Below are 22,047 nucleotides of genomic sequence, written 5' to 3'. Positions count from 1 at the left end.
CCGGCTCAGCCCGCGCCGCCGCCGTAGAGGTGGCGGGCACGGGTCTCGAAGGCGCCGACCATGCGGCGCACCGCCTCGTTGAACAGCGGCTGGATCATGGTCTGCAGCAGCTTCGAGCGGAACTCGAAGTCGACGAAGAAGTCGATCAGCGTGCCGCCGTCCGGCTGCTCGATGAAGATCCAGTGGTTGTTGAGGTAGCGGAAGGGCCCCTCGACGTAGGCGACGTCGATGCGCAGCGGCTGGCCCGGCTCGTCGCGCAGGGCGACCTTGCTGGTGAAGCGCTCGCGCACCATGCGGAAGCCGATCACCAGGTCCGCGACGACGTGCCGCTCGTCGTGCTCGCGGACCCTGGCCGCGACGCACCAGGGCAGGAACTCGGGATAGCGCCCGACGTCGGCGACCAGCTCGTAGAGCTGGCGCGGCGGATAGGGCAGCAGGCGCTGTTCGCCGTGGGTCGGCATCGACTCGTCGGGCGGCGCGGCGGGTCAGCCGGCCGCGGCCAGCTGCTCGTCCCGGGCGGCGCGCAGCCGCTCGAAGTCAGCGTCGGCGTGGTAGGAGCTGCGGGTCAGCGGCGCGGCCGAGACCATCAGGAAGCCCTTGCCGAAGGCGCGGCGCTCGTACTCCTTGAACTCCTCGGGGGTCACGAAGCGCTCGATCGGGTGGTGCTTGGGGGTCGGCTGCAGGTACTGGCCGATGGTCATGAAGTCGACCTCGGCCGAGCGCAGGTCGTCCATGACCTGCAGCACCTCGTCGCGGCTCTCGCCGAGGCCGACCATGATGCCGGACTTGGTGAAGATCGTCGGGTCGAGCGCCTTGACCCGGTCGAGCAGGCGCAGCGAGTGGAAGTAGCGCGCGCCGGGGCGCACCGGGCCGTAGAGCCGCGGCACGGTCTCCAGGTTGTGGTTGAAGACGTCCGGCCGGGCCTCGACGACGACCTCCAGCGCGCCCTCCTTGCGCAGGAAGTCCGGGGTCAGCACCTCGACCGTGGTGCCCGGCGCGGCCTCGCGGATCGCGCGGATCGTCGCGGCGAAGTGCGCCGCGCCGCCATCCTCCAGATCGTCGCGGTCGACCGAGGTGACGACGACGTGCTTGAGGCCGAGCCTGGCGACCGCCTGGGCGACGTTGGTCGGCTCGAAGGGATCGAGCCGGCCCGGCTTGCCGGTCGCGACGTTGCAGAAGCTGCAGGCCCGGGTGCAGACCTCGCCCATGATCATCATCGTCGCGTGGCGCTTGGCCCAGCACTCGCCGATGTTCGGGCAGGCCGCTTCCTCGCAGACCGTGTGCAGCTTGTGATCGCGCACGATCTGGCGCGTCTCGGCGTACTCCCGGCTGGTCGGCGCCTTGACGCGGATCCAGTCCGGCTTGTGGCGTTGCACCGGATTGTCGGGCCGGTGCGCCTTCTCGGGATGACGCGGGCGGCTGCCGCTGGCGTCGGGCATGAGCGAAGAACCTGTCGGAGAATGGGACCTTCCCGGAATATGGCCCGCGCCGGGCGGTTTGTCACCCGCCGGCCGGGCCGTTAATGTGAGCGCTCGTTTGCAGATCTATGGCGCGACGATGGCAGGCGACCGGAGCGCGTCACGGGACAGGGAGACCTCAGGGCAACGATGACGCAGGCAACAGCGAAGCGCGGACAGGCGACCAAGGAGAAGATCGAGCGGGCCTCGATCGCCCTGTTCCTGGAGAAGGGCGTCAACGGCACCTCGGTGCGCGACATCGCCGAGGCCTGCGGCATCTCGGAGGGCACGCTCTACCGGCACTTCCACAGCAAGGACGCGATGATCCGCGAGATCTTCACCGAGCACTACGTCAGCTTCTCCGAGAAGCTGGCCGAGGCGACCGCCGCGGTCGCCGGGCTCGAGGCGCAGGTCGAGCGGATGGTCGGGCTGTTCTGCGGCTTCTACGACGAGGACCCGATCCTCTTCGGCTTCCTGCTGATGGTCCAGCACCGCCAGCTCGAGCGCCTGCCCTCGAACCTGCCGAACGCCATCGACGTGATCCACGAGCTGATGGTCAAGGACGGCCGGGTCCACGAGCCGATGCTCGCGACCGCCTCGATGATCGGCATCCTGGTGCGCAACGCCATGTTCGTGCGCCACAGCCGCCTCGAGGGCCCGCTCTCCCGCTACGTCCCCCAGCTCAGCCGCCAGATCATGGGCGCAGTGACGGCTTAGGGGAGCCGGGCGTCGGGTCCGTCCTCCTTCGTCATCTCCGCCCCTTTTCCGTCATCCCTGCGAAAGCGGGGATCCAGAGGAAGATGCGGCAGGTGCGAACGGTCGCCCGTCCGTGCAGGCGACACCGTTCTCTGGATCCCTGCTTTCGCAGGGATGACGGAAGAGTGCGAAGTCAGGGCGTTAGAGCCAGCTGTTGATTCGCCCCCTCACTCCGCCAGCACCCGCGGATTGCTCTCCGCGACCCGGTTGCGGGTCTCCTCGACCAGCAGGGCGTAGGCCTTCGGGTCGCCGGCCAGGCGGCCGTCGCGCAGGGCGGCGGCGAAGGCGGCGGCGAGGGTCGGCAGCGGGGCGTCGCGGCCGAGCAGTTCCCGGAGCGCCGCCGTCTCGGCCTCGACCGGCCGGTTGCCGGCCAGCAGCTCGCGCTCGGCCATGCCGAGGGCGTTGGCGATCATCAGGGCCTGGAAGCGGTGGCGGCCCTCGAGGACCGGCGCCAGCTCCTCGCGCAGGACACGGCGCGCCTCGGCCAGCAGCTCGGCGCCACCCGGACGGTCACGCATGGCTCTCTGCCCTCCCCGTGACGCCCCGGGTCCAGCGCTCGGGCGGCGTCATCGCCAGCACCGCGTGCTCCAGCTCCGCCGCCATGCGGCCGGTCAGTGCCAGCTCCAGCGAGGCCTCCTCGCCCGACCAGTGGCGCCGGCCCTGCTGCAGGGCGATGACCGCCCAGCGGATGTGCGCCATGACCTCCCAGAAGGCGACGGCCGCCTCGTCGATCTGCCGGCCGCTCTCGGAGCGGTAGCCGCGGTAGAAGGCGTCGCGCGAGCCGATGCCGCCGGCCTCGCGGTCGGGCCGGCCGAAGCGCCAGCAGCGCGCGGTGAACCAGCCGAGGTCGCTCATCGGGTCGCCCCAGCCGGCAAACTCCCAGTCCAGGATCGCGGTCAGGCCGGTCTCGTCGAGTAGGTAGTTGCCGGTCCGGAAGTCGCGGTGCAGCAGCACGATCTCGCGGGTCTCCGGCGCGTGGCGCTCGGCCCAGGTCAGGCCCCACTCCAGGGCCGGGCGCGCCTGGCCCAGGGCGTCGAGGTAACGGCGGTAGAGCCGGACGTCGGCCAGCGCCGCGTTGCCCTGCGGCAGCGGCAGGAAGTCGAGGTCGGGGCGCGGCGGCCGGATCGCGTGGATGCGCGCCATCTCGCGGCCGAGCCGCTCGGCCAGGGCCTCGCGGTTGCCGCCCAGGGCCTCGTCCTTGACCACCTTGGGGCCGAGCGCGACGCCCTCGGCCTTGGCCATCAGGTAGAAGGCCCGGCCGAGCACCGAGCGGTCCTCGCAGCACCAGAGCGGCTCCGGCACCGCGACGCCGGCCGCGGCCGCGGCCTTCAGCAGGGCGAACTCCTGCGGCCGGCTGTGGCTGACCGCGACGGCCGAGGGCGCGTCGGTGCGCAGCACCAGCGACCGGCTGCCCTCCCGGGGGCCGCCCCGGAAGGCGACGCTGAGCAGCCAATTCTCCTGGATCGCGCCGCCCGACAGCGGCACCGCCTCGACGATCTCGACGCGCTCCGCGCCGGCGGCCTTGGCCAGCCAGCCTTCCAGCGCCTCGCGGTCGAAGCTCAAGACCAGCTCCAGAACTCGCTGCCCTCGGCCAGCAGCGCGCCGGCCAGCACCATCTTGTGGACCTCGCTGGCGCCGTCGACCAGGCGGGCCTGGCGGGCGTAGCGGTACATCCACTCCAGCGGCGTGTCCTTGGAGTAGCCCTTGGCGCCCATCAGCTGGATCGCCGTGTCGACCGCCTTCTGCAGGACGTCGGCGACCTGGATCTTGGCCATCGAGACCTCCTTGCGGGCGAAGTCGCCGGCGGCCAGCTTCCAGGCCGCCTTCATGGTCAGCAGGCGGCCGACCTCGATGGCCATGGCGGCCTCGCCGAGCTGGTTCTGCACCGACTCGCGGTCGGCCAGCTTGATGCCGAAGGAGTCGCGCTCGGCGACGTAGGGCTGGCAGATCTCGAGCGCCCTCTTCGCCATGCCGAGCCAGCGCATGCAGTGGGTCAGGCGCGCCGTGCCGAGCCGGATCTGCGTCGCCTTGAGGCCGTCGCCGACCTCCATCAGGCGGTTCTCGTCGGGAATCTCCAGGCCGTCGAAGGTGATCTCGCAGTGGCCGCCGTGCTCCTCCGGACCCATGATCGGGATGCGCCGGACGATCTCCCAGCCCGGCTGGTCGCGCTCGAACAGGAAGGCCGAGAGGCCCTTGCGGGCGTCGTCCGAGGTGCGCGCGATCAGGATGAAGTGCCGGGCGACGCCGGCGCCGGTGATGAACCACTTGCGGCCGCTGACGACCCAGCGGTCGCCCCTGCGCTCGGCCCTGGTGCGCATCAGGCCCGGGTCGGAGCCGGCGCCCGGCGCCGGCTCGGTCATGACGAAGCTGCTGCGCAGCGCGCCGTCGATCACCGGCTGCAGCCAGCGGTCCTTCTGGTCCTCGCGGGCGACCTTGTTGAGCAGGAACATGTTGCCGTCGTCGGGGGCGGCGGCGTTGAAGGCGACCGGCCCGAAGATCGAGCGCGCCATCTCCTCGTAGCAGACCGCCAAGCCGACCTGGTCGAAGCCGAGGCCGCCGCGCGCGACCGGCATCTGCGGCGCCCAGAGCCCCGCCGCCTTGGCCTTGGCGCGCACGGCGTCGAGCAGGTCGAGGCGGATGTTCTCGTACTCGTCGTAGCTCGCCGGATCGGATTCCAGCGGCAGCAGGTGCTCGGCGACGAAGTCCCGGATCTTCCGGCGGACCGCTTCGACCTCGGGGGACGGCGTGAAGTTCATGAGCTAGGCCTTTGTTCTCGTTGTCGTCATCGCCGCCCTCTCACCCGTCATTCCCGCGAAAGCGGGAATCCAGAGGAAAGGGCCGCCTGCGCGGGACGGCCGGGCCGTTCCCCAGCTTCGTCTTCTTCTGGATCCCCGCTTTCGCAAGGATGACGGAAACAAGAAGAGGGGAATGCCGGCATCCCCTACAGCACCGCCGACTGGCCGCCGTCGACGGCGATCACGGCGCCGGTCATGTAGCGCGAGGCGTCGGAGGCGAGCAGCAGCAGGATGCCGTCGAGGTCCTGGGGCAGGCCGAAGCGGCGCTGCGGGATGCGCTTCTTCAGGCTCTCGCCGGCCGGGCTTTCCAGGAAGTCGCGGTTGAGGTCCGTGGCGACATAGCCCGGGCAGAGGGCGTTGACCCGGATCTCGTGGCGCGCCAGCTCGCCGGCCAGGGCCCGGGTCAGGTTGACCAGGCCCGCCTTGGCGGCGCAGTAGGCCGGCACCTGGCTGGCGCCGGCGAGCCCCAGGATCGAGGCGATGTTGACGATCGAGCCACCGTGGCCGAGCCGGGCCATGTGGCGCGCCGTCGCCTGGGCGACCAGCCAGGCGCCGCTGAGGTTGGTCGAGACGACCTGGTTCCACTCCTCGAAGGAGGTCTCCAGGGCCGGCCTGCTGGCCGCGATGCCGGCGTTGTTGACCAGCACCGAGATCGGCCCGAGCTCGGTCTCGGTCGCGGCCACGGCACGCTCCACGCTGTCCGGCAGCTGGACGTCGAGGTGGACAGGCATGGCGCGCCCGCCCGGCCCCTCGATCTCGGCGCAGAGCGCCTCGAGCCGCTCGGTGCGGCGCGCCGCGACGGCGACGCGGGCGCCGTGGCGGGCCAGCACCTGGGCGAAGTGGCGGCCGAGCCCGCTCGAGGCGCCGGTGACCAGCGCCGTCTTGCCGGTCAGGTCGAGCAGGTCGGTCATCGAGGTGGCTCCGTTGCTCCGACGGATGCTTCACCCTGAGCCTGTCGAAGGGTGTGTGGGCATCGTCCCCGACCGCGCGCCCACGTCCCTCGACACGCACGGGACGAAGCAGGCTGTGCGCCGGCTGTCGAATGGTCTCGCACTACGCCCCCGTCCCCGGCAGCGCCGCCGCCTGCTCGCGCAGCACGAACTTCTGGATCTTGCCGGTCGAGGTCTTGGGCAGCTCGGCGAAGACCACGGTCTTCGGCACCTTGTAGCGCGCCAGGTTGTCACGGCAGAAGGCGACGATCTCCTCCTCGCTCGCGCTGGCGCCGGTCTTCAGGGTGACGAAGGCGCAAGGGCTCTCGCCCCACTTCTCGTCGGGCCGGGCGACGACCGCCGCCTCCAGCACCTTGGGATGGCGGTAGAGCACCTCCTCGACCTCGAGGCTGGAGATGTTCTCGCCGCCGGAGATGATGACGTCCTTGCTGCGGTCCTTGACCTCGATGTAGCCGTCCGGATGGACGACGCCGAGGTCGCCGGTGCGGAACCAGCCGCCGGCGAAGGCCTGGGCCGTCGCCGTCGGGTTCTTGAGGTAGCCCTTCATGACGGTGTTGCCGCGCAGCATCAGCTCGCCCAGGGTCTCGCCGTCGTGCGGCACCTCCTCCAGGCTGTCGGGATCGCGCACGGTGCAGTCGTGGAGGGTGACCAGCTTGACGCCCTGGCGCGCCATCTTCGAGGCGCGGCCCTCCAGGTCGAGGTCGTTCCACTCGTCCTGCCAGGCGCAGAGGGTCGCCGGGCCGTAGCACTCGGTCAGGCCGTACATGTGGGTGATCTGGAAGCCCTGGCGCTCCATGTTGGCGATCACCGTCGAGGGCGGCGCGGCGCCGCCGGTCACCACCTTGATCGGGTGCGGCAGCGGCTTGCGCAGCGAATCGGGCGCGTGGGCCAGCAGGTTGAGCACGATCGGCGCGCCGCAGAGGTGGGTGACGCCCTGGCTCTCGATCAGGGGATAGATCAGCTCGGGGTCGACCCGGCGCAGGCAGACGTGGATGCCGGCCATGGCAGTGACCGCCCAGGTGAAGGTCCAGCCGTTGCAGTGGAACATCGGCAGCGTCCAGAGATAGACGCTGTCCCGGGTCAGGCCCATCGAGATCGCGTTGCCCATGGCGTTCAGGAAGGCGCCGCGATGGTGGTAGACCACGCCCTTGGGGTTGCCGGTCGTGCCGCTGGTGTAGTTGAGGCAGATCGCCTGCCACTCGTCCTCGGGCAGGGTCCAGGGCCGCTCCGGATCGCCCTCGGCCAGGAAGGCCTCGTAGTCGAGCGCGCCGAGCAGCGGGCCCTTGACGCCCTTCTGCGCCTCGGTCAGCGGGTCGTCGATGTCGATGACCAGCGGCCGCGTCTCGAGCTGCGCCAGGGCGCGCTCGATGGTCGGCGCGAACTCGCGGTCGGTGATCAGCACCTTGGCGCCGCCGTGTTGCAGGATGAAGGCAATGGTCGCGGCGTCGAGCCGGATGTTGAGGGCATTGAGCACGCCGCCCATCAGCGGCACGCCGTAGTGCGCCTCCAGCAGCGCCGGGACGTTCGGCGCCATGACCGCGACGGTGTCGCCGGGCCCGAGGCCCCTGCCCTCCAGGGCCGAGGCGAGGCGCCGGACCCGCTCGCCGAACTGGCGGTAGCTGATCACCCGGTCGTGGATGACCGCCGGCTTGTTGGGATAGACCGCGGCGGCGCGCTTCAGGAACGACAGCGGCGTAAGCGCGGCGTGGTTGGCCGCGGTGCGGTCGAGATCGAGATCGTAGATGCTGCTCGCCATGGGCCCGGCGTTTCCTCCCGCGTTCGGTCGCTACTGTCACGGGGCGGGCGGAGCCGGTCAAGACGGCCGAGCCGTCTCCCTCTCCCGCTCCTTTCGTCGCTCTCCCTCTCCGCCCCTTCGGGGGGGAGAGGGTCGGGGTGAGGTGGGGGCAAGCCTCGCCCTTCAGCTCCCTCGCTGCCGGCCCGTCCCGAATCCCCCACCTCTCCGCGCGTGGCGCCGCGCTTCGCGCCCCTCTCCGCCCCCAAGGGGCAGAGAGGGGAGTCGAAACAGGCCGGACGGCTCACGCGAACGTGGCCGCGCAGCGGGATGCCTGCCGCGGCGGCCGTGCTAGACTCCGGCCGAGCGCAAGGAGCCCGGCCATGCAGATCGACATCTTCTCCGACACCATCTGTCCCTGGTGCTACATCGGCAAGAAGCGCCTCGACCGGGCGCTGGCCGAGCGGCCGCAGCCGGAGCTGACGATCCGCTGGCGGGCCTTCCAGCTCAATCCCGACATGCCGCCCGAAGGGATGGAGCGGCAGAGCTACCTGGAGCGCAAGTTCGGCGGCGCGCGCGAGGCCGAGCGCGTCTACGCGCCGATCCGCGCGGCCGGCAAGGAGGAAGGCATCGACTTCGCCTTCGAGCGCATGACGCGCACGCCGAACACCCTGCAGTCGCACCGCCTGATCCGCTGGGCCGAGCGCTTCGGCCGCCAGACGCCGCTGGTCGACCGGCTGTTCGAGGACGCCTTCCTGGAGGCGCGCGACCTCGGCGATCCGGCGGTGCTCGCCGAGGCCGCGGCGGCGGCCGGCCTTGAGCGGGCGGCGGCGGCGGCCTTCCTGGCCGGCGACGAGGAGGCCGAGGAGGTGCGCGCCGAGGACCTGCGTGCGCGCATGGCCGGCATCACCGGCGTGCCCTGCTTCATCTTCGAGGGCCGCTACGCCCTGCCCGGCGCCCAGCCGCCCGAGGTGCTGCAGCAGATGTTCGACCTCGCGATCCAGGGCGAGCTGGAGCGCGCCGCGGCGGGCTGAAGCCGGCCCCCGGCCGTCACATTCCTGTAGCGCCGGCCCCGGGCCGGACCTATCCTCGGCGCGGTTCGTCAAGGCCGCGCACGGGGAAAGCTGCGGCCGGCGTCGGGGGACGATCGCCACGTGGGACGGGTTCCCGCGACCGGGCGGCAGCGGGCTGCCCGCCCGCAAGTCGTGGCATCTGCGGCGCTGCCTGACATGGAGGGGGAGATGGAGAAGTTCTTCGGCCTCAAGGAGAAGGGAACGACCGTCCGCACCGAGGTGCTGGCCGGCTTCACGACCTTCCTGACCATGGCCTACATCATCGTCGTCAATCCCGGGATCCTGTCGACGACGGGCATGGACTTCGGCGCGGTCTTCGTCGCGACCTGCCTGGCCGCCGCCTTCGGCACGCTGATCATGGGGCTCTACGCCAACTACCCCGTCGCCCTGGCGCCGGGCATGGGCCTCAACGCCTACTTCGCCTTCGCCGTGGTCGGCGGCATGGGCATCGCCTGGCAGGCGGCGCTCGGCGCCGTGTTCCTCTCGGGCATCATCTTCCTGGTCATCTCGGTGCTGCCGATCCGGGAATGGATCATCAACGCCATCCCGAAGAGCCTGAAGCTGTCGATCTCGGCCGGCATCGGCCTGTTCCTGGCGATCATCGCGCTCAAGAACGCCGGCATAGTCGTCGCCCATCCGGCGACCATGGTGACGCTCGGCGACATGACGGCGTGGCCGGCGATCCTGGCGGTGCTCGGCTTCTGCATCATCGCCGCGCTCGACTACCGGCGGGTGCCCGGCGCCGTGATCATCGGCATCCTGGCGGTGACGGTGATCGGCGTGCTGCTCGGCGTGTCCGAGTTCAAGGGCGTGATCGACCTGCCGCCCGATCCCTCGCCCGCCTTCCTGCAGCTCGACATCGAGGGCGCCCTGCAGCTCGGGCTGGTGACGATCGTCTTCGCCTTCCTGTTCGTCGACTTCTTCGACACCGCCGGCACGCTGATCGGCGTCATGCACCGCGCCGGCCAGCTCGACGCCCAGGGCCGCCTGCCGCGGCTCGGCCGGGCCCTGGTCGCCGATTCGGGCGCCACGATCTTCGGCGCCCTGGTCGGCACCTCGACGACGACCAGCTACATCGAGAGCGCGGCCGGCATCAAGGCCGGCGGCCGCAGCGGCCTGACCGCCGTCGTCGTCGGCCTGCTGTTCCTCGCCTGCCTGCTGTTCGGCCCGCTGGCCGAGACGGTCCCGGACTACGCGACGGCGCCGGCCCTGCTGTTCGTTGCCTGCATGATGGCGCGCGGCCTGGCCGAGCTGGACTGGGAGGACGTCAGCGAGTACGCCCCCGGCGTGGTCACCGCCGTCGCCATGCCGCTGACCTTCTCGATCGCCAACGGCCTTGGCTTCGGCTTCGTCACCTACGCCGCGATCAAGGTGATCTCCGGCCGGCCGCAGGAGTGCTCGATCGCGGTCTACCTGATCGCGGCCCTGTTCATCGTGAAGCTGATCGCCCTCGGGGCCTAGGCATCCCGGACCCGGCGCCGGCCCGGGACGCCGGCGCCGGTGTTGCCGGTCTTCCGGCCTCCACCCACCTGTCCTGGACAGACTTCGACCGCCACCTGCCCCGCGCCGGCCGCAGGCGCCGACCCGTCAACCATTAGACACCTTTCTGGAGATCCGATGGCCACCAATGCCACCGATGCTGCGCGAGACCTGCGGACCGCGATCGAACAGCGTCTCGACTCGCTTCGGAAGCGCCCGGCGGATCCGCGCGTCGCCTTCCTGAGGCACCTGCTGGAGACCGTCGACTTCGACGGCTTCCGGCGCATGCAGCAGCGTCACCTGGAGAGCCCCGAGACCGGCCGCGAGGCGAAGTTCCTCGATCTCGTCTACTGGACGGACGCCAAGTTCAAGCTCGTCACCGCCTTCGGCCTGCATGCCTGCCCGCCGAAGCGGATCGTCGACATCGGCGCGGGCAACGGCCTGTTCGCGCTGATCTGCCGCTTCTATGGGCACGACGTCGTCTGCACCGATACCGGGGCCAAGACGCTCTACGACGACATGATCGACTTCTTCGGGCTGCAGCGGATCATCCACCGGGTCGAGCCCTTCGTGCCGCTCGACTTCGGCCAAGGCCGCTTCGACCTAGCCACCGCCATGATGACCACCTTCAACCGCTTCCCGACGCCCTGGGGCGCCGCGGAGTGGAGCTACTTCCTGACGGACCTCGCCGAGAACCAGCTGAGCGAGCGCGGCGAGATCATCGTCAAGATGGGGCTGCGCTACTTCGATGCCGATCTGGCCGGGCACCTGCGGCACCTGGGCGCCGAGGTCCGCGAGAAGCAGGGCTACATCCACGTCGGCGAGGCCGCGACCGCCGGCCTGCGACGCGAGGCGGCGGCGGATGTCCACCTCGCCGCGCGCGCCTGAAGCGACCGCGTCGCCCCCTCGCCCGAGACCGCGCCGGCCGTCCCGGACCGGCCGGCCGCGACAGGAAGCCGACATTTGGGCAACCTGCCTGCGTTTCAGGCAGAAGGCGCAGATTCCGCGTGACCTGCGGTCGGGCTTGGGCTATGTAAACCTTGCTCGAAGCTTAACAAGGCTCGGCACAGCCCAAGTTTGGGGAGGGTCGTCGCAGGCACCCATCGCGACGCAGCGCAGCAAAAGACGCGCGGTTAAACGCGCTCTACCTCGGCAGGACCAAGTCCTGCCGTTTCTTTTTGCAGGGGGCGCTCCGGGAAGCCGGGGCCGGCAGGTCAGTAGGTCGCGTGCTCGACCATCGAGCGGAACGAGATCAGCCCGCTGTCGACGACCAGGTAGACCGCGCCCCAGATGACTGCGGCGAGCAGCGAGGTCGCCAGCACCTTCGTCCAGAGCCGCGGCTTGTCGGGCGCGCCCGGCTCGTGTCCCTCCTCCGGCGCCGCGCTCGGCCTGGCCCCGAAAGGCAGCACGACGAAAAGCGCCAGCCACCAGACCAGGAAATAGACGACGATGCTTTCGAACCAGGTCACGGGGTCTGCACTCGCGCTCGTGGGATGCCGGGAATCGGCGGCCGCATCCTAGCCAGGAGCCGGCGCCGCCGCGCGGGCCAAATCGTCCCAGCCGCCCGGATCCCGCCGGCGGTCAGACCTGCTCGAGCTCGATCAGCGAGCCCAGGAAATCCTTGGGGTGCAGGAACAGCACCGGCTTGCCGTGGGCGCCGATCTTCGGCTCGCCGTCGCCCAGCACCCGGGCGCCCTCTGCCTCGAGCTGGTCCCGCGCCGCCAGGATGTCGGCGACCTCGTAGCAGAGATGGTGGATGCCGCCGGCCGGGTTGCGCTCCAGGAAGGCGGCGATCGGCGAGCCCTCGCCGAGCGGATGCAGCAGCTCGATCTTGGTGTTCGGCAGCTCGACGAAGACCACGGTGACGCCGTGGTCCGGCTCGTCCTGCGGCGCCGAGACCTTGGCGCCGAGCGTGTCGCGGTAGGTCGCCGTGGCCGCCGCCAGATCCGGCACGGCGATGGCGACGTGGTTGAGACGACCGATCATCCCTTCCCTCTTCCTGGTCAGTCTTCCAGCCGGATCAGCTGGACCTCGACGACGGGCTTGCGGCCGAGCTCGCGCTGCAGGGCGCGGCGCACGGCCAGGCGCACGGCCTCGCCGAGCGCGGCGTCGTCGCGCCGGTCGTGGCGCGAGGCCCGGTGCACGGCATCCTCGGCGGCCTCCACGGCCGCCTCCTCGACCTCCGGCTCCTCCTCGCGGTCGAACAGGCCGGCGGCGGCGATCCGCGGCTCGCTCAGCAGGTCGCCGTGGCTGTCGACGACGACGCCGACCACGGCAGAGCCCTCGCGCACCATGCGCCGGCGCTGCCGCAGCACCGGGCTGTCGGTGGTGCGCAGGCTGGTACCGTCGACGACCATGCGGCCGGCATGGACGTGGTCGACGATCTCGGCCTTGCCGGGGGCCAGGCGCACCACCGCGCCGTTCTCGGCGAGCACCACCTCGGGCACCTGGCAGACGCGCGCCAGCTCGGCCTGCGCCGCCATGTGGCGGGCCTCGCCGTGGACCGGCACGGCGATGCGCGGCCGCACCCACTGGTACATCTGGGTCAGCTCGTCCCGGCAGGGATGGCCGGAGACATGGATGCCCGGCGACTCGTGGTCGGAGATGACCTTGATGCCGCGCCGGCTGAGCGCGTTGTAGAGCGCGAAGATCGACTTCTCGTTGCCCGGGATGACCCGGCTCGAGAAGACCACGCTGTCGCCCTCGGCGAGGTTGATCTCCGGATGGTCGTCGTTGGCGATGCGCCAGAGCGCGGCGCGCGGCTCGCCCTGGCTGCCGGTGCAGAGCAGCAGCACCTCCTCGCGCGGCAGGTAGCCGGCGTCGCGCACGTCGATGAAGGGCGGCAGGTCCGCCAGGTAGCCGGCCTCGCGCGCCGCCGCAACGATGCGGTGCATCGAGCGGCCGACCAGGGCGACCCGCCGGCCGTGACTCTCGGCCACGGTGGTCACGGTCTCCAGGCGGGCGACGTTGCTGGCGAAGCAGGCGACCGCGACCCGGCCGGTCTGCGCGCCGATCACCTTGTCCAGCGCCTCGCGGACGTCGAGCTCCGAGCCGGAGCTGCCGGGCACCAGGGCGTTGGTCGAGTCGCAGACCATCGCCAGCACGCTCTCGCCGGCCAAGCGGCGCAGGCGCTCGACGTCGTAGCTCTCGCCGATCAGCGGATCGGAATCGAGCTTCCAGTCGCCGGTGTGGAAGACCGTGCCGCACTTGGTGTGCAGCAGCACGGCGTTGGGCTCCGGGATCGAGTGGGTCAGGGTCACCAGCTCGACCTCGAAGGGACCGATCGAGAGGCGCCCCGACAGCGGCACCTCGATCAGCTCGGCGGGCTGGCGCACCCCGTCGTCGCGCAGCTTGCGGCGCAGCAGGGCCGCGGTGAAGGGCGTCGCGTAGACCGGGCAGTCGAGCTCCGGCCAGACGTAGGGCAAGGCGCCCAGATGGTCCTCGTGGGCATGGGTCAGCAGGATGCCGACCAGATCGTCGCGGCGCTCGAAGACGAAGTCGGGATCGGGCAGCACGACCTCGATGCCCGGCAGGTCGTGCTCGCCGAAGGCGACGCCGCAGTCGACCATCAGCCACTTGCCGGCATGGCCGTAGAGGTTGAGGTTCATGCCGATCTCGCCGGTGCCGCCGAGCGGCACGAAGAGCAGCTCGTCGGGACCGGGTTCGGCAGGTCGGCGCGGCAGCGCCGTCATACCGCGACCCCGCCGTCCCGGGCCGAGAGCGCCTGGTGCATCAGCACCAGGCCGCGCAGGGTCAGGTCGTCGTCGACCAGGTCGATCGCCGTGGTCGTGTCGTTGAACAGCGGCGCCAGGCCGCCGGTCGCGATCACCCGGTGGTGCTCGCCGCGCTCGGCCTTGATGCGCGCGATCAGGCCCTCGACCAGGCCGACGTAGCCCCAGAACACGCCCGACTGCATGGCCGAGACGGTGTCGTGGCCGACGACTTCGCGAGGCCGCTCCAGCGCGATGCGCGGCAGCCGGGCCGCGGCGCTGTAGAGCGCGTCGATCGAGAGGTTGATGCCCGGCGCGATGATGCCGCCGGAATAGGCGCCGTCCGGGTCGACCAGGTCAAAGGTCGTCGCCGTGCCGAAATCGACCACGATCAGGGCGCCGCCGTAGCTGCGGTGCGCCGCGACGGCATTGGCGATGCGGTCGGCTCCGACCTGCTCGGGACGGGCAATGCGGATCGCGAAGTCGTAGGCCGCGATCGCCGCTTCGACCGAGACCGGCTCGCAGCCGAGGTACTGGCGGCAGAGCTGCTCCATCGGTCGCTGCACGGCAGGCACGACGTTGGAGATCATCGCCGCCTCGATCTGCTGCGGCACCAGGCCGCCGAGCGCCAGGAACTGGCTGAGCAGCACGGCGTATTCGTCGGCCGTGCGCCGGGCGTCGGTCGCGACCCGCCAGCGGCCGCGCTTGTGTTCGCCCTCGTAGACCGCGAAGACGACGTTGGTGTTGCCGATGTCGACGACGAGCAGCATTTCCCTATCCTACCGGAAAGATCTCGCCGGCGGCGATCCGGCGCGTCGTGCCGTCGGCCTGCCCGAGCAGCAGGTGCCCTTCGGCGTCGAGGTCGCGGAAGGTGCCGGCCAGGCTCTGGTTCGGCAGCCGCACCTCGATCTCCTGGCCGAGCCGCTCGGCGTGGCGCAGCCAGGCGGCGCGGACCGGGGCGAAGCCGTCCTCCAGCCAGCGGCTCGCCCAGCTCATGAAGTAGCGCCCGAAGGCCTCCAGCAGGTCGACCTCGTCGACGTCGCGCGGCACGCCCTCGAAGCGCAGCGAGGTCGCCGGATAGTTGGCTTCCTTGGGAAAGGTCGCGACGTTGACCCCCATGCCGAGGATCAGCCAGTCGAGCCCGCCCTCCGGCGTGCTGCGCGACTCGAGCAGCAGCCCGGCGACCTTGCGACCGTGCAGCAGCACGTCGTTCGGCCACTTGTAGGTGACGTCGACCGGCGGCGAGACGCTGCCGATCGCCTCGCCGAGCGCGAGCGCCGCGACGAAGCCGAGCTGCGCCGCCTGGGCCGGCGGGCAGTCGGGGCGCAGCAGCAGCGAGAGATAGAGATTGCCGCGCGGGCTGGCCCAGCTGCGGCCGAGCCGGCCCCTGCCCTTGGTCTGCTCGCGCGCCCAGACCAGGGTGCCGTCCTCGGCCCCCGCCTCGGCGAGGCGCCGGGCCTCGTCCATGGTCGAGCCGACGCTGTCGAGGGCGATGAGCCGGTAGACCGGCGGCAGGCGCGGCGCGCGCAGGCTGTCGCTGTCGGCCGGCCCGGGCGTGCTCATCCCGCGAACAGCGAGAGCGCCGCCGCCGAAGCGCCGTCGACGACCAGGCTGGGCATGACGAAGAACAGCAGGATCGCCAGGGCCGAGACGCCCATGACCAGGCCGACCTCGCGGCCGATCGGCCGGTCCAGGACCTCGGTCGGCTCGTCGAAGTACATCAGCTTGACGATGCGCAGGTAGTAGTAGGCGCCGACCACCGAGGTCAGCACGCCGATCACGGCGAGGCCGTAGAGCCCGGCCTGGATCGCCGCCAGGAAGACGTAGAGCTTGCCGAAGAAGCCGGCGAGCGGCGGGATGCCGGCCAGCGAGAACATGAAGATGGCCAGCGCCGCGGCCATCATCGGGTGGGTCTTCGACAGGCCGCGCAGGTCGTCGATGCTCTCGACGCCGCGCTCGTTGATGCGCATCGCCAGGATGCAGGCGAAGGTGCCGACGGTCATGACCAGGTAGATGGCCATGTAGATGGTGACGCCACGGATGCCGGCCTCGGTGCCGCTGGCCAGGCCGACCAGGGCGTAGCCGACGTTGCCGATCGAGGAATAGGCCATCAGGCGCTTGACGTTCGACTGGGCGATGGCGGCGAAGGCGCCGAGCGCCATCGAAGCGATCGAGATGAACACGACGATCTGCTGCCACTGCCCGACGAGGTCGCCGAAGGGGCCCATCAGCACGCGCACGAAGAGCGCCATGGCCGCGACCTTCGGAGCCACGGCGAAGAAGGCGGTGATCGCGGTCGGCGCGCCCTCGTAGACGTCGGGCGTCCACATGTGGAAGGGCACGGCCGAGATCTTGAAGGCGATGCCGGCGGCGACGAAGACCAGGCCGACGATCAGGCCGAGCGAGACCGGCGTGCCGGCGGCCGCGTCGCGCGCGAAGGCGGCGGCGAGGTCGGTGAAGCCGGTCGTGCCGGCGAAGCCGTAGACCAGCGACAGGCCGTAGAGCAGCATGCCGGACGACAGCGCGCCGAGGACGAAGTACTTGAGGCCGGCCTCGGAGGCGCGCAGCGAGTCACGCCGGATCGCCGCCGCGACGTAGAGCGCCAGCGACTGCAGCTCGAGCCCGACGTAGAGGCTGATCAGGTCGTTGGCCGAGATCATCAGCAGCATGCCGACGGTCGCGAAGAGCAGCAGCACCGGCAGCTCCGGCCGGTCCATCCGCTCGCGCTCGACGTAGCGCCAGCCCATCAGGATGGTCAGGCCCGAGCCGACCAGGACCAGGCCCTTCATGAAGTTGCCGAAGACGTCCTTGATGAACAGGCTGTTGAAGAAGATGCCCTCCCCGCCCATCGGGAAGACCACCAGCAGCAGCGCGACGATCAGCGCCAGCACCGAGAGCCGCATGATCGGGCGGCCGGCGCCGTCGCCGCGGAACACCCCGAGCATCAGCAGGGCGATGGCGGCGCAGGCCAGGAACAGCTCGGGCGCCGCGGCGGCGAGATCGGGGGCCAGGGACACGGGCACGCTACTCCTCTGCGATCAATGCAGCAGCATCGCGAGGCTCGGCAGGTGGCCGGCCTCGAGCGCGAGCTGGTAGTTCTGGATCAGGTGGTCGACCGACGGCCCCATGATGTCGAGCAGCGGCTTCGGATAGACGCCGAAGAAGATCGCCAGCGCGATCAGCGGCGCGAAGACCAGCTTCTCGCGCAGCTCCAGGTCCGCCATGGCCTTGAGGTCGGGCTTGGTCAGCGCGCCGAAGATGGTCTTGCGGTAGAGCCACAGCATGTAGGTGGCGCCCAGCACCATGCCGCTGGCGGTCAGCAGCGCGACCCAGGTGTTGACCTGGAAGGCGCCGACGATGACCAGGAACTCGCCGACGAAGCCGCTGGTGCCCGGCAGGCCGACCGAGGCCAGCATGAACACCATGAAGACCAGCGAGTAGCGCGGCATCGAGTTGGCGAGGCCGCCGTAGCGCTCGATCTCGCGGGTGTGCAGGCGGTCGTAGACGACGCCGACGACGAGGAACAGCGCCGCCGAGACGATGCCGTGGCTCAGCATCTGGAAGACCGCGCCCGCCAGGCCCTGCTGGGTGATCGTGAAGATGCCGACCGTCACGAAGCCCATGTGGGCGACGGAGGAATAGGCGATCAGCTTCTTCATGTCCTTCTGCACCAGCGCGACCAGCGAGGTGTAGATGATCGCCACTACCGAGAGGGTGAAGACCAGGGGCGCGAAGAAGTGCGTCGCCTCGGGCAGCATCGGCAGCGAGAAGCGCAGGAAGCCGTAGCCGCCCATCTTCAGCAGCACGCCGGCCAGGATCACCGAGCCCGCGGTCGGCGCCTCGACGTGGGCGTCGGGCAGCCAGGTGTGGACCGGCCACATCGGGATCTTGACGGCGAAGGAGGCGAAGAAGGCGAGCCACAGCCAGATCTGCAGCTGCGGGTCGAGGTGGCCCTGGCTGATCAGCGTCGGGATGTCGGTGGTGCCGCCGGCGAAGTAGATCGCCAGGATCGCCAGCAGCATCAGGACCGAGCCGGCCAGGGTGAAGAGGAAGAACTTGAAGGCCGAGTAGACGCGCCGCGGGCCGCCCCAGACGCCGATGATCAGGAACATCGGGATCAGCACGCCCTCGAAGAACATGTAGAAGGCGACGAAGTCGAGCGCGCAGAAGGTGCCGACCATCAGGGTCTCGAGCACCAGGAACGCGATCATGTACTCCTTGACCCGCTTCTCCATCTTCCAGCTGGCCAGCACGCAGAGCGGCGTCAGCAGGGTCGAGAGCAGCACGAAGGGCATCGAGATGCCGTCGACGCCCATGTGGTAGGAGATGCCGAAGGACTTGATCCAGTCCGCCTTCTCGACGAACTGGAAGTCTGCGGTGCCGGGCTTGAAGCCGAACCAGATGAACAGCGACAGCGCGAAGGTGATCAGGCTGGTCCAGAGCGCGACGTAGCGGGCGTTGCGCGAGACCACCGCCTGCTCGCCGCGGATCGCCAGGATGAAGACGGCACCGACCAGCGGCAGGAAGGTGACCAGCGAGAGAAGGGGCCAGGAACTCATCGGTCTTCCCTCACAGGGCGCTGAAAATGTACCAGGTGACCAGCACCACGACGCCGATCAGCATGGCGAAGGCGTAGTGGTACAGGTAGCCCGACTGCAGGCGGCTCGCCCGCTGGGCGATGTCGCGCGTCGCCGCGGCGACGCCGTCCGGGCCCAGGCCGTCGATCACCGCGCCGTCGCCGGTCGTCCAGAAGCCGCGGCCGAGGTAGAGCGCCGGCTGCACGAAGATCCGGTCGTAGAGCTCGTCGAAGTACCACTTGCGGAAGCTGAAGAGGTAGAGCGGGCGGAAGGCCGCCGCCGCCTTCGGCGCCAGCTCCGGGCTGCGCACGTACATCAGCCAGGCGAGGCCGATGCCGGCCAGCGTCATGACCATCGGCAGCACCTTGGCCCACTCGGGGATGTGGTGCGCGGCCTCCAGGACGTCGCTGCGCGAGAATACGGCGCCGTTCCAGAAGGCCAGCTGCCCCTCGCCGACGAACAGCCCGTAGAACACCGCGCCGGCCAGCACCGCGCCGGTCGCCAGGACGAACAGCGGCCAGATCATCACCTTCGGTGCCTCGTGGGCGTGGTCGAAGGTGTGGTGGTCGGCCCGGGTCTTGCCGTGGAAGGTCATGAACAGCAGGCGGAAGGAGTAGAAGGCCGTCATGAAGGCGGCGATCACGCCGAGCCAGTAGGCGTAGTCGCCGACCCCGCTGTGCGCCGCAAAGGCGGCCTCGATGATCATGTCCTTCGAGTAGAAGCCGGCGAAGCCGATGTCGAGGCCGGGGATGCCGAAGCCGCAGAGCGCCAGGCTGCCGATCCACATCAGCGTGTAGGTCACCGGGATCTTGCGCCACAGCCCGCCCATCTTGCGCATGTCCTGCTCGTGGTGCATGGCGTGGATCACCGCGCCGGCACCGAGGAACAGCAGCGCCTTGAAGAAGGCGTGGGTCATCAGGTGGAACATCGCCGCGCCGTAGGCCGAGACGCCGGCGGCGAAGAACATGTAGCCGAGCTGCGAGCAGGTCGAATAGGCGATGACCCGCTTGATGTCGTTCTGGGTCAGGCCGACGGTCGCCGCGAAGAAGGCCGTCGAGGCGCCGACGATGGTGACGACGGTCAGCGCGTCGGGCGCGTACTCGAAGATCGGCGACAGGCGGCAGACCATGAAGACGCCGGCGGTGACCATGGTCGCGGCGTGGATCAGGGCCGAGACCGGGGTCGGGCCCTCCATGGCGTCCGGCAGCCAGGTGTGCAGGCCGAGCTGCGCCGACTTGCCCATGGCGCCGAGGAACAGCAGCAGGCAGAGCACGGTCAGGGCGTGCCAGTCGCGCCCGAAGACGTGCAGCACGGTGTCGGCCTGGCCGGGCACGGCCTGAAAGATCGTGTCGTAGTCGACCGCGCCGAACAGCAGGAAGATGCCGGCGATGCCCAGGGCGAAGCCGACGTCGCCGACGCGGTTGACCAGGAAGGCCTTGATCGCCGCGGCGCAGGCGCTCGGCTTCTCGTACCAGAAGCCGATCAGCAGGTAGGAGGCGAGGCCGACGCCCTCCCAGCCGAAGAACATCTGCACCAGGTTGTCGGAGCTCACCAGCATCAGCATGAAGAAGGTGAACAGCGACAGGTAGGACTGGAAGCGCGGGATCGAGCGGTCCTCGGCCATGTAGCCGACCGAATAGACGTGGACGACCGCCGAGACGATGGTGACGACGCAGAACATCACCGCGGTCAGGGTGTCGACGCGCAGCGCCCAGTTCAGCTCGAAGGTGCCGGAATCGAACCAGGTGAACAGCTGGGTGGTGCGGGCGTGGCCGTGCAGGCCGACGTCGAAGAAGACGAAGACCGACAGCACGGCGGCGGCGATCAGCAGGCTGCAGGTCACGACCTGCGAGCCCCGGTCGCCGAGCAGCTTGCCGAACAGTCCGGCGAGGATCGCGCCGACCAGCGGCAGGAAGACGATCAGGACGTCCATCGCGGCGGCCTCAACCCTTCATCATGTTGATGTCTTCGACCGCGATCGATCCGCGGTTGCGGAAATAGACCACCAGGATGGCCAGGCCGATCGCCGCCTCGGCGGCCGCCACGGTCAGGATGAACATCGCGAAGACCTGGCCGACCAAGTCGTTCAGGAAGGTCGAGAAGGCGACCAGGTTGATGTTCACCGCGAGCAGCATCAGCTCGATCGACATCAGGATGATGATGACGTTCTTCCGGTTCAGGAAGATGCCGAAGATGCCGAGCGTGAAGAGGATCGCGGCGACGGTCAGGTAGTGGGCAAGGCCGATTTCCATTACACGCCGCTCCCGCTGGTCACGTCCTTCACCTCGATCGCCTCGTCGCGCCGCCGCGAGATCTGCCGGGCGATCGACTGGCGGCGCACGCCCTCGCGCTGGCGCAGGGTCAGCACGATCGCGCCGACCATGGCGACCAGCAGGATCAGGCCGGCGCTCTGGAACAGGTAGACGTAGTGGTCGTAGAGCACGTGGCCGAGCGCCGCGGTGTTGGTCACCTGGTCGGGCGGCGGGATCGGCAGGTGCGCCGCCGCGCCGGCCCCGGGCGAGATCACCCAGGCGCCCGCGACCATGCCCAGCTCGACCAGCAGGATCAGGCCGATCAGCGCGCCGATCGGCAGGTACTGCAGGAAGCCGTGGCGCAGCTCGGCGATGTTGACGTCGAGCATCATGACGACGAACAGGAACAGCACCGCGACCGCGCCGACGTAGACGACGACCAGGATCATCGCCAGGAACTCGGCGCCGAGCAGCACGAAGAGGCCCGCCGCGTTGAAGAAGGCGAGGATCAGGAACAGCACCGAGTGCACGGGATTGCGCGACGAGATGACCATCACGGCGGAGGCCACCATGATCGCGGCGAAGAGATAGAAGGCGAGCGCTTGGACGATCATTCTGCGCCCTCCTTACGCGCTGTGGCTCGGTATTGCAAAGTTCCGTCCCCCTTGGCCCCGGCGCCCCGCAGGGGGCGCGCAACGGCCGAATCAGCGATAGGGCGCATCGGCCTCGATCGCCTTCGCCAGCTCGTATTCCCAGCGGTCGCCGTTGGCCAGCAGCTTGGCCTTGTTGAAGAACAGCTCCTCGCGCGTCTCGGCCGCGAACTCGAAGTTCGGCCCCTCGACGATGGCGTCGACCGGGCAGGCCTCCTGGCACAGGCCGCAGTAGATGCACTTCGTCATGTCGATGTCGTAGCGGGTCGTGCGGCGGCTGCCGTCGGCTCGCGGCTCGGCCTCGATGGTGATCGCCAGCGCCGGGCAGATCGCCTCGCAGAGCTTGCAGGCGATGCAGCGCTCCTCGCCGTTCGGATAGCGCCTGAGGGCGTGCTCGCCGCGGAAGCGCGGGCTGATCGGCCCCTTCTCGTAGGGATAGTTCAGGGTGACCTTCGGCCGGAAGAAGTAGCGCAGGGTCAGCCACATGCCCGAGATCAGCTCGGTCAGCAGCAGCCCCTTTGCGGCGCGCTCCACGAAAGCCATCGAAAGCCTACCTTTCGCTCGTTTACCGGCCGCCGCAGCCGGGAACCGCGGCGGCCAACTCGTTCGTCCGCCC

Annotated in this window: 22 protein-coding genes; 4 read left to right on the top strand and 18 right to left on the bottom strand. The window is 69.9% G+C overall.

Annotated elements, in window-relative coordinates; genetic code table 11:
* Nucleotides 1-5 precede the first annotated feature (5 nt).
* Both B9O00_RS12595 and lipA read right to left on the bottom strand, forming a co-directional pair.
* Complete coding sequence (locus tag B9O00_RS12595; protein WP_085123033.1) at nt 6-461, bottom strand: type II toxin-antitoxin system RatA family toxin; 456 nt, start codon at nt 459-461, stop codon at nt 6-8.
* A gap of 24 nt (nt 462-485) precedes the next feature.
* Nucleotides 486-1,439: a lipoyl synthase gene (gene lipA, locus B9O00_RS12590; RefSeq protein ID WP_085123032.1), complete on the bottom strand. Its 954-nt coding sequence runs from the start codon at nt 1,437-1,439 to the stop codon at nt 486-488.
* Nucleotides 1,440-1,607: 168 nt separating this feature from the next.
* Here lipA and B9O00_RS12585 point away from each other — a divergent pair, with 168 nt between their 5' ends.
* Nucleotides 1,608-2,174, top strand: coding sequence for a TetR/AcrR family transcriptional regulator (locus B9O00_RS12585; RefSeq protein WP_085123031.1), 567 nt, complete (start codon nt 1,608-1,610; stop codon nt 2,172-2,174).
* Nucleotides 2,175-2,380: 206 nt separating this feature from the next.
* Here the strand turns inward: B9O00_RS12585 and B9O00_RS12580 are convergent, their stop codons facing one another.
* The 5 genes from B9O00_RS12580 to B9O00_RS12560 all read right to left on the bottom strand — a co-directional run bounded on the left by B9O00_RS12580 (nt 2,381) and on the right by B9O00_RS12560 (nt 7,714).
* Nucleotides 2,381-2,731: a DUF6285 domain-containing protein gene (locus B9O00_RS12580; protein ID WP_085123030.1), complete on the bottom strand. Its 351-nt coding sequence runs from the start codon at nt 2,729-2,731 to the stop codon at nt 2,381-2,383.
* On the bottom strand, nt 2,724-3,776 hold the full coding sequence (locus B9O00_RS12575; protein WP_235017112.1) for a phosphotransferase family protein: 1,053 nt from the start codon (nt 3,774-3,776) through the stop codon (nt 2,724-2,726). The genes B9O00_RS12580 and B9O00_RS12575 overlap by 8 nt, the downstream gene beginning before the upstream one ends.
* On the bottom strand, nt 3,773-4,969 hold the full coding sequence (locus B9O00_RS12570; protein WP_085123029.1) for an acyl-CoA dehydrogenase family protein: 1,197 nt from the start codon (nt 4,967-4,969) through the stop codon (nt 3,773-3,775). The genes B9O00_RS12575 and B9O00_RS12570 overlap by 4 nt, the downstream gene beginning before the upstream one ends.
* Before the next feature lie 185 nt (nt 4,970-5,154).
* Nucleotides 5,155-5,919, bottom strand: a complete 765-nt coding sequence (locus B9O00_RS12565) for an SDR family NAD(P)-dependent oxidoreductase (RefSeq protein ID WP_085123028.1) — start codon at nt 5,917-5,919, stop codon at nt 5,155-5,157.
* Between the two features lie 142 nt (nt 5,920-6,061).
* On the bottom strand, nt 6,062-7,714 hold the full coding sequence (locus B9O00_RS12560; RefSeq protein ID WP_085123027.1) for an acyl-CoA synthetase: 1,653 nt from the start codon (nt 7,712-7,714) through the stop codon (nt 6,062-6,064).
* Nucleotides 7,715-8,073: 359 nt separating this feature from the next.
* Between B9O00_RS12560 and B9O00_RS12555 the strand changes: the two genes are divergently transcribed.
* From B9O00_RS12555 to B9O00_RS12545, 3 genes are all read left to right on the top strand, one after another.
* Nucleotides 8,074-8,724 (top strand): DsbA family oxidoreductase, encoded by a 651-nt coding sequence (locus tag B9O00_RS12555; RefSeq protein WP_085123026.1) that lies wholly within the window; start codon nt 8,074-8,076, stop codon nt 8,722-8,724.
* 207 nt (nt 8,725-8,931) lie between these two features.
* Nucleotides 8,932-10,224 carry an NCS2 family permease gene (locus B9O00_RS12550; protein ID WP_089229682.1) on the top strand — a complete coding sequence of 431 codons (1,293 nt, stop codon included), beginning with the start codon at nt 8,932-8,934 and terminating at the stop codon, nt 10,222-10,224.
* Nucleotides 10,225-10,380: 156 nt separating this feature from the next.
* Nucleotides 10,381-11,130: a class I SAM-dependent methyltransferase gene (locus tag B9O00_RS12545; protein ID WP_085123024.1), complete on the top strand. Its 750-nt coding sequence runs from the start codon at nt 10,381-10,383 to the stop codon at nt 11,128-11,130.
* Nucleotides 11,131-11,456: 326 nt separating this feature from the next.
* Here B9O00_RS12545 and B9O00_RS12540 read toward each other — a convergent pair whose 3' ends face one another.
* The 11 genes from B9O00_RS12540 to nuoI all read right to left on the bottom strand — a co-directional run bounded on the left by B9O00_RS12540 (nt 11,457) and on the right by nuoI (nt 21,974).
* Nucleotides 11,457-11,711: a DUF1467 family protein gene (locus B9O00_RS12540; protein ID WP_085123023.1), complete on the bottom strand. Its 255-nt coding sequence runs from the start codon at nt 11,709-11,711 to the stop codon at nt 11,457-11,459.
* A 112-nt stretch (nt 11,712-11,823) separates the two neighbouring features.
* The gene (mce, locus tag B9O00_RS12535) at nt 11,824-12,228 is read right to left on the bottom strand and encodes a methylmalonyl-CoA epimerase (protein WP_085123022.1); all 405 of its coding nucleotides are present in this window, start codon (nt 12,226-12,228) and stop codon (nt 11,824-11,826) included.
* A gap of 17 nt (nt 12,229-12,245) precedes the next feature.
* The gene (locus tag B9O00_RS12530; RefSeq protein WP_085123021.1) at nt 12,246-13,934 is read right to left on the bottom strand and encodes a ribonuclease J; all 1,689 of its coding nucleotides are present in this window, start codon (nt 13,932-13,934) and stop codon (nt 12,246-12,248) included.
* On the bottom strand, nt 13,931-14,722 hold the full coding sequence (locus tag B9O00_RS12525; RefSeq protein ID WP_085123020.1) for a type III pantothenate kinase: 792 nt from the start codon (nt 14,720-14,722) through the stop codon (nt 13,931-13,933). The genes B9O00_RS12530 and B9O00_RS12525 overlap by 4 nt, the downstream gene beginning before the upstream one ends.
* 4 nt (nt 14,723-14,726) lie before the next feature.
* The gene (locus B9O00_RS12520; protein ID WP_085123019.1) at nt 14,727-15,515 is read right to left on the bottom strand and encodes a biotin--[acetyl-CoA-carboxylase] ligase; all 789 of its coding nucleotides are present in this window, start codon (nt 15,513-15,515) and stop codon (nt 14,727-14,729) included.
* The gene (nuoN, locus tag B9O00_RS12515) at nt 15,512-16,969 is read right to left on the bottom strand and encodes an NADH-quinone oxidoreductase subunit NuoN (protein ID WP_085123018.1); all 1,458 of its coding nucleotides are present in this window, start codon (nt 16,967-16,969) and stop codon (nt 15,512-15,514) included. Before nuoN ends, B9O00_RS12520 begins: the two co-directional genes overlap by 4 nt.
* Nucleotides 16,970-16,990: 21 nt before the next feature.
* Complete coding sequence (locus B9O00_RS12510; protein ID WP_085123017.1) at nt 16,991-18,511, bottom strand: NADH-quinone oxidoreductase subunit M; 1,521 nt, start codon at nt 18,509-18,511, stop codon at nt 16,991-16,993.
* 10 nt (nt 18,512-18,521) lie between these two features.
* Nucleotides 18,522-20,462 (bottom strand): NADH-quinone oxidoreductase subunit L, encoded by a 1,941-nt coding sequence (gene nuoL / locus B9O00_RS12505; RefSeq protein ID WP_085123016.1) that lies wholly within the window; start codon nt 20,460-20,462, stop codon nt 18,522-18,524.
* Nucleotides 20,463-20,472: 10 nt separating this feature from the next.
* Entirely contained in the window at nt 20,473-20,781 is a 309-nt protein-coding gene (gene nuoK, locus B9O00_RS12500) for an NADH-quinone oxidoreductase subunit NuoK (RefSeq protein ID WP_085123015.1), read from the bottom strand.
* Nucleotides 20,781-21,395 (bottom strand): NADH-quinone oxidoreductase subunit J, encoded by a 615-nt coding sequence (locus B9O00_RS12495; RefSeq protein ID WP_085123014.1) that lies wholly within the window; start codon nt 21,393-21,395, stop codon nt 20,781-20,783. The genes nuoK and B9O00_RS12495 overlap by 1 nt, the downstream gene beginning before the upstream one ends.
* A gap of 90 nt (nt 21,396-21,485) precedes the next feature.
* Nucleotides 21,486-21,974, bottom strand: a complete 489-nt coding sequence (nuoI, locus tag B9O00_RS12490; protein ID WP_085123013.1) for an NADH-quinone oxidoreductase subunit NuoI — start codon at nt 21,972-21,974, stop codon at nt 21,486-21,488.
* Between the last annotated feature and the right edge of the window lie 73 nt (nt 21,975-22,047).

The organism is Tistlia consotensis USBA 355 (genome assembly GCF_900177295.1).
In the GTDB taxonomy this organism is placed as follows: domain Bacteria; phylum Pseudomonadota; class Alphaproteobacteria; order Kiloniellales; family DSM-21159; genus Tistlia; species Tistlia consotensis.
Note: the sequence above shows the minus strand (reverse complement) of the source record. Positions and strands in the feature narration are given on the sequence as shown.

Coding starts and splice junctions, on each gene's coding strand:
- B9O00_RS12595 (WP_085123033.1), bottom strand. CDS start 461: ATGCCGACCCACGGCGAACAGCGCCTGCTGCCCTATCCGCCGCGCCAG.
- lipA (WP_085123032.1), bottom strand. CDS start 1,439: ATGCCCGACGCCAGCGGCAGCCGCCCGCGTCATCCCGAGAAGGCGCAC.
- B9O00_RS12585 (WP_085123031.1), top strand. CDS start 1,608: ATGACGCAGGCAACAGCGAAGCGCGGACAGGCGACCAAGGAGAAGATC.
- B9O00_RS12580 (WP_085123030.1), bottom strand. CDS start 2,731: ATGCGTGACCGTCCGGGTGGCGCCGAGCTGCTGGCCGAGGCGCGCCGT.
- B9O00_RS12570 (WP_085123029.1), bottom strand. CDS start 4,969: ATGAACTTCACGCCGTCCCCCGAGGTCGAAGCGGTCCGCCGGAAGATC.
- B9O00_RS12565 (WP_085123028.1), bottom strand. CDS start 5,919: ATGACCGACCTGCTCGACCTGACCGGCAAGACGGCGCTGGTCACCGGC.
- B9O00_RS12560 (WP_085123027.1), bottom strand. CDS start 7,714: ATGGCGAGCAGCATCTACGATCTCGATCTCGACCGCACCGCGGCCAAC.
- B9O00_RS12555 (WP_085123026.1), top strand. CDS start 8,074: ATGCAGATCGACATCTTCTCCGACACCATCTGTCCCTGGTGCTACATC.
- B9O00_RS12550 (WP_089229682.1), top strand. CDS start 8,932: ATGGAGAAGTTCTTCGGCCTCAAGGAGAAGGGAACGACCGTCCGCACC.
- B9O00_RS12545 (WP_085123024.1), top strand. CDS start 10,381: ATGGCCACCAATGCCACCGATGCTGCGCGAGACCTGCGGACCGCGATC.
- mce (WP_085123022.1), bottom strand. CDS start 12,228: ATGATCGGTCGTCTCAACCACGTCGCCATCGCCGTGCCGGATCTGGCG.
- B9O00_RS12530 (WP_085123021.1), bottom strand. CDS start 13,934: ATGACGGCGCTGCCGCGCCGACCTGCCGAACCCGGTCCCGACGAGCTG.
- B9O00_RS12525 (WP_085123020.1), bottom strand. CDS start 14,722: ATGCTGCTCGTCGTCGACATCGGCAACACCAACGTCGTCTTCGCGGTC.
- B9O00_RS12520 (WP_085123019.1), bottom strand. CDS start 15,515: ATGAGCACGCCCGGGCCGGCCGACAGCGACAGCCTGCGCGCGCCGCGC.
- B9O00_RS12510 (WP_085123017.1), bottom strand. CDS start 18,511: ATGAGTTCCTGGCCCCTTCTCTCGCTGGTCACCTTCCTGCCGCTGGTC.
- nuoL (WP_085123016.1), bottom strand. CDS start 20,462: ATGGACGTCCTGATCGTCTTCCTGCCGCTGGTCGGCGCGATCCTCGCC.
- nuoK (WP_085123015.1), bottom strand. CDS start 20,781: ATGGAAATCGGCCTTGCCCACTACCTGACCGTCGCCGCGATCCTCTTC.
- B9O00_RS12495 (WP_085123014.1), bottom strand. CDS start 21,395: ATGATCGTCCAAGCGCTCGCCTTCTATCTCTTCGCCGCGATCATGGTG.
- nuoI (WP_085123013.1), bottom strand. CDS start 21,974: ATGGCTTTCGTGGAGCGCGCCGCAAAGGGGCTGCTGCTGACCGAGCTG.